Here is a 5,595-nt window from a genome sequence, read left to right as displayed (position 1 = left end):
GCTCGGCCGGATTGTGCACAGCCCCCGGCCGGCTGCCCCGCGAATGCCGAATGCGGCCTATGCTCTGTACATGGTGGGTCTGCTGCTGGGTGAAGCGTCCCGGGCCGGTTCGTCCCAGCCGGGGTGTCGCTGGCCGCGCTGTGGACCGACGGGCCGTGGCTGCGGATGGCCGGCGTCGCCTATGTGCTGTGCTTCCTGTATTTCGGTACTCGCTTGAGCCTGAGCGACATTGCGGTGCACCGGCTGCCGAACCGGCTGGTGGCCCGGTGGGCCGGAGCCAGCGCCGCGCTGCTGCTGCTGATCAGCGTTTTGCGTGGGAACGTTGTCGACCTGCTGTGGGCGGGACTGGGTTTGCTGCTGTTGGGCGGGGGTTACCTGCTGATTGCGGTGCTCGGACGCGGGGCCATGGGAATGGGGGATGTGAAGCTGGCCGGCGTGCTGGGACTGAACCTGGGCTACTTTTCGCTCGGCTCCTTGCTGCTGGCTACCCTGTTCGCCTTTGTCACCGCCAGCCTGGTGGTGCTTGGCGGGATGCTGCTGCGCAAACTGAGCATGAAGTCCCATGTGCTTCGGCCCGTTCATGATCCTGGGTGCGGCGATCGCCCTGGGTATGACACCATGAACGGATGGCTACCCCCGAATTCATCACGGCACTGCGCCACCATGTCGGCACCGCACCGCTCTGGCTGTCAGGGGTGAAAGTGGTGGTGCTCGATCAGCGTGGTGTGCTGCTGGTGCGCCGCTCGGACAACGGGCTGTGGACGCTGCCAGCCGGAATCATCGAGCCGGGGGAGGAGCCGGCAGTGACCGCGGTGCGCGAGGTGCAGGAGGAAACCGGGGTGCGCTGTGCGGTGACGCACCTGATCGGGGTGGGGGTAACCGCACCCACCCAGTACCCGAATGGGGACCAGGCCCAGTACGTGGACATCGTCTTCCGGGCCGAGGCCCTGGATGAGCTCCAGCCCCGGCCGTTGGACGGGGAGAACCTGGAAACCGCGTACTTCGCGCTGGACGCCTACCCCCAGCTGCCGCCGCTGCATGAGCGGGCGCTGCGCTGGGCCCTGGCGCCCCGGGTGGGCGGCTACTTCGGCTAAGCCCTCCTTACCGGGCCGGAACGTGAAACGGCGGCGGGCCGTCAGTGACGACCCGCCGCCGGGAGACGAAGCGGCGAAGGCTAGTGCTTGCCGGTCATCGTGGAGACATCCAGCAGCTCATCGAGCTGCTCCTCGGAAATCTCCCCGCGCTGCACAAAGCCCAGGGCGATGGTGGCCTCGCGGACGGTCAGCTTTTCGGCCACGGCCTTCTTGGCGATCTTCGCCGCGTTCTCGTAGCCAATCAGCTTGTTCAGCGGGGTCACGATCGAGGGGGACGCCTCGGCCAGGAAACGGGCGCGCTCCTCGTTCGCGGTAATCCCGTCGATCATCTTCTCGGCCATCACCTGGCTGACGTTGGTCAGCAGGCGGATGGATTCAAGCAGGTTCGCAGCCATCACCGGGATGCCCACGTTCAGCTCGAACATGCCGTTGGTGCCGGACCAGGCGATGGTGGTGTCATTGCCGATGACCTGGGCGGCGGCCTGGATGGCGGCCTCGGAAATTACCGGGTTGACCTTGCCGGGCATGATCGAGGAACCGGGCTGCAGGTCCGGGATCGCGATTTCGCCCAGCCCGGTGTTCGGGCCCGAACCCATCCAGCGCAGGTCGTTGTTGATCTTCATGTAGGAGATCGCGATCGAACGCAGCACCGCGGAGGCCTCGACCAGGCCGTCGCGGTTGGCCTGGGCCTCGAAATGGTTGCGGGCCTCGGTGATCGGCAGCCCGGTGTCCTCGCTCAGGAACTTCAGCACGTGCTGCGGGAAGCTCCGGGGTGTTGATGCCGGTGCCGACGGCGGTGCCGCCCAGCGGGACCTCGGCCACGCGCGGAAGGGCGGCCTGGATCCGTTCGATGCCGTAGCGCACCTGGGCGGCGTAACCGCCGAATTCCTGGCCCAGGGTGACCGGGGTGGCGTCCATCAGGTGGGTGCGTCCGGACTTGACGATGTCCTTGAACTCTTCGGCCTTGGCCTCCAGCGAGGCGGCGAGCACCTCCAGCGCCGGGATCAGCTTGCCGGTCAGCGCCGCGGTCGCGGCCACGTGCACCGAGGTGGGGAACACGTCATTGGAGGACTGCGACGCGTTTACATGGTCGTTGGGGTGCACGGTGGTGGAGGAGCCGGCCTCGGCCAGGTGGCGGCTGGCCAGCTCGGCGATGACCTCGTTGGTGTTCATGTTCGAGCTGGTGCCTGAACCGGTCTGGAACACGTCAATGGGGAAGTGCCCGTCATACTCGCCGCTGGCCACGGCGTCGGCGGCGGCGATGATCGCCTCGGCACGTTCCCCGTCGATGACACCCAATTCGAGGTTGGCGCGCGCGGCCGCCTTCTTTACCTGCGCCAGGGCCTTGATGTGCTCGGACTCCAGGCGCTTGCCGGAGATCGGGAAGTTTTCCACGGCACGCTGGGTCTGGGCGCGGTACAGCGCGTCCTTCGGGACCCGGACTTCGCCCATGGTGTCGTGTTCAATGCGGAAATCATCACTACTGGTCATGGCTTAACGCTACGTGCGAGGTGCATTAGGAAACAACTGCGTAGTCTAAAAATCACCCATGGTAGTGACGCGGGTCACCGGGTGGCGTGGGGTGCTTCCGCGGAACCGGGCCCGACTAGGAGATACCGAAGCCGGAGACGATCTGCGCCTTGCCTTCGGCCAGCCGGTAGGTCACGCCCACCACCGCGGTGCGTCCGCTGTGGACCGCGTCCCCGATGAGGCGCGAGCGCTCCACGAGCCGTTCGGAGGTTTGCTGGACATGCTCGACGACGGTGGAGTTCACATCAAACAGGTTGTGGCTTTCGGCGGCGAACACCGAGGGGTGATGTGCTCGACCAGATCACGGATGAACCCTGGGGCATGTTGCCGGTCTGGCGGGATTCCATGGCACTGGTCACCGCTCCGCAGTTGTCGTGGCCCAGGATCACTATCAGCGGGATGTTCAGCAGCTGCACCGCGTACTCCAGGGAGCCAAGCTCGCGGTGTCGATGACGTGCCCGGCGGTGCGCACCACGAACATGTCACCGAGCCCGACATCGAAGATGATCTCCGCGGCCAGCCGGGAATCGGAGCAGCCGAAGATCACCGCAAACGGTTCCTGGGAGTGGATCAGCGACTGGCGCCGGGCCCCGTCCTGGTTCGGGTGGCGGGTCTGCCCGTTGACAAAGCGGAAGTTGCCTTCGCGCAGCAGGTGCCAGGCCTGGCGCGGGCTCAGGCGCGGTGCAAGGTGGTGTTCGGGCATGGGTGTGGTCCTTGGTGGCGTACCGGGCGGAGTCGGTGGGTGGAGTGCGGCCGGCGGGCCTGGGCTGGCGGTGCTACTTGACCTGCTGGGTGGCTACCTGGGCCAGGTTGAACAGCTGTTCGGGGGAGGTGTCGCTGGAGAGGATGAGCGTGGAGTCGCTGCGCTGGGAGATCAGGTAGCTCTGATCGTCCTTGGTCCGCTGCTCCCATTCGGCCCCGCCAATGTTCAGCTTGTCGGTGGGCGTCGCGTTGTCGGTGATGGTCGCCAGCCAGCTGGCGTTGAACTGCTCATTGGAGATCTGGCGGACCCACACGAAGTCCTTCTCCTGCATCACCAGGCCAAATTCCCAGTACGAAACCTCCTGCACCTGGGAGGTCTTCCAGCGGGCAAAGTTCGCGTACTCGCCCTCGCCCAGCTGCGGTGTCCATGGCTCGAAGCTCGCCTCGGGGGCCGCCTGTTCGGCGACCTGCTGCAGGTTCACTGCCCGGTCGGCCTCATCGGCCTTCTGCAGCGGGTTCAGCAGCAGGATTGGGATGACCGCCGCCACCGTGAACAGCAGTGAGAGCACCATCCCCTTGAACGTCTGGTTCGCCCGCTTGGCCTGGCTCTGGGTGAGCTGCGGCTTGTAGGGCAAATCCTCGAACGTCGCCTCGGGGTCGTTCAGGTCACGGCGCGCCGCCGGGGCGTCCGTGGGAGTGGTTTCAGGCTGCTGGTCATTGCTTGGCTGCACCCCACCATTCTCCCCGAAGCCGGCGCACAAATCGAACCAAGGTGGCCGAGGACACGCCCACCGCCCGGGCGGGGGAGGCCCCAATCCGCTCATACGGTTCTCCCGGCGGACGGGTGTGTCAGGTGGTGTCGTGTGATTCAGCCTAAAGACGGCCAAGCGATATGATGGGGATGTTTGCATAGGCGCAATACCTTACGACCGAAGCGATGGGAATTTTCGTGACCGAAAAGAACAACTTTGCCCAACTCTCTCCACGACTGTCGGTATCCGAGGCCGAACCGGACCGTAACCTGGCGCTGGAATTGGTGCGTGCCACCGAGGCCGCGGCCATCGCCTCCTCCCCGTGGGTGGGCTTCGGTGACAAGAATGCGGCCGACGGCGCGGCCGTGGACGCCATGCGCGGCCTGCTGTCCACCGTGAACTTCAACGGCGTGGTCGTCATCGGCGAAGGCGAGAAGGACGAAGCCCCGATGCTGTTCAACGGCGAGAAGCTGGGCACCGGCACCGGCGCGGAATGCGACGTCGCGGTGGACCCGATCGACGGCACCCGGCTGACCGCCCTGGGCCTGAACAACGCCCTGTCCGTGCTGGCGGTGGCCGACCGCGGTTCCATGTTTGACCCGTCGGCCGTGTTCTACATGGAGAAGCTGGTCACCGGGCCCGAAGCGGCCGAGCTGGTGGACCTGCGTCTGCCGGTGAAGCAGAACCTGCACCTGATGGCCAAGGCCAAGGGCAAGAAGATGAGCCAGATTACCGTAACCGTGCTGGACCGTCCGCGCCACGAGAAGCTGATCAACGAGATCCGTGAGGCCGGCGCCCGCGTGAAGCTGATCATGGACGGCGACGTGGCCGGCGCGATTGCCGCCACCCGTGAGGGCACCGGCGTTGATGCACTGATGGGCATCGGCGGAACCCCGGAGGCATCGTCACCGCGTGCGCGATCAAGGCACTGGGCGGGGTCATCCAGGGCCGGCTGTGGCCCACCGATGAGGCCGAACGCAACAAGGCCCTGGAGGCCGGCCACGACCTGGACCGCGTGCTGACCACCAACGACCTGGTCACCTCCGACAACTGCTACTTTGCCGCCACCGGCATCACCGACGGTGACCTGCTGCGCGGGGTGCGGTACAAGCACAACCGCATCCACACCCAGTCGATCGTGATGCGTTCGAAGTCCGGCACCATCCGCTTCGTCGAGGGCGAGCACGCCCAGGACAAGTGGGAAGCCTACACCCGCTAGGCTTTCCCGCCATCACCAAAGGCTTCGGCCGTTGCCCCCGGATGTTTCCGGAAGGCAACGCCGAAGCCTTTTGCATTATGCGGGGAATGGCCCCTAGCCCGGAGGGCGGGGCCGCCCTCCGGTTTAGTCTCCTGGGGTCTGGGCGCTGGCCAGGAACAGGGTCGCGTCCGTCCCATCCAGCACCTGGGCCAGCACGGGGGAGCCGGCCGGCAGGAACACCGAGTCCCCGCGGTGCAGCTGAAGCTGCCGGCCGTCGCGCTGCAGGGTGAAGCTGCCGCCGGTGCACAGCGCGATCCGG

At 66.3% G+C, this 5,595-nt stretch carries 4 protein-coding genes and 3 pseudogenes; 3 read left to right on the top strand and 4 right to left on the bottom strand.

Annotated elements, in window-relative coordinates; all coding sequences use genetic code 11:
* The first annotated feature begins 123 nt into the window (after positions 1-123).
* Complete coding sequence (locus JCM19049_RS07485) at positions 124-699, top strand: prepilin peptidase (RefSeq protein ID WP_054821269.1); 576 nt, start codon at positions 124-126, stop codon at positions 697-699.
* Positions 696-1,094, top strand: a complete 399-nt coding sequence (locus JCM19049_RS07480) for an NUDIX domain-containing protein (protein ID WP_279402685.1) — start codon at positions 696-698, stop codon at positions 1,092-1,094. Before JCM19049_RS07485 ends, JCM19049_RS07480 begins: the two co-directional genes overlap by 4 nt.
* Positions 1,095-1,174: 80 nt before the next feature.
* On the opposite strand, the gene JCM19049_RS19320 is transcribed toward JCM19049_RS07480, so the two are convergent.
* The 4 genes and pseudogenes from JCM19049_RS19320 to JCM19049_RS07465 all read right to left on the bottom strand — a co-directional run bounded on the left by JCM19049_RS19320 (position 1,175) and on the right by JCM19049_RS07465 (position 4,057).
* Positions 1,175-1,423 carry a hypothetical protein gene (locus JCM19049_RS19320; protein ID WP_279402686.1) on the bottom strand — a complete coding sequence of 83 codons (249 nt, stop codon included), beginning with the start codon at positions 1,421-1,423 and terminating at the stop codon, positions 1,175-1,177.
* Between the two features lie 192 nt (positions 1,424-1,615).
* Positions 1,616-2,546 (bottom strand): annotated as a pseudogene (locus JCM19049_RS07475) (class II fumarate hydratase); the annotation flags it as partial.
* Positions 2,547-2,700: 154 nt separating this feature from the next.
* Positions 2,701-3,327 (bottom strand): annotated as a pseudogene (locus JCM19049_RS07470) (carbonic anhydrase).
* A gap of 73 nt (positions 3,328-3,400) precedes the next feature.
* Positions 3,401-4,057, bottom strand: coding sequence for a DUF4245 domain-containing protein (locus JCM19049_RS07465; RefSeq protein WP_054821267.1), 657 nt, complete (start codon positions 4,055-4,057; stop codon positions 3,401-3,403).
* A gap of 206 nt (positions 4,058-4,263) precedes the next feature.
* Here JCM19049_RS07465 and glpX point away from each other — a divergent pair.
* Positions 4,264-5,297, top strand: a pseudogene (gene glpX, locus JCM19049_RS07460) (class II fructose-bisphosphatase).
* The last annotated feature ends 298 nt before the right edge of the window (positions 5,298-5,595 follow it).

Source organism: Arthrobacter sp. JCM 19049, from assembly GCF_001310435.1.
Note: the sequence above shows the minus strand (reverse complement) of the source record. Positions and strands in the feature narration are given on the sequence as shown.

Excerpts from the sequence above, each read along its gene's own strand:
- JCM19049_RS19320 (WP_279402686.1), bottom strand. The coding sequence starts at position 1,423 with ATGATCGACGGGATTACCGCGAACGAGGAGCGCGCCCGTTTCCTGGCC.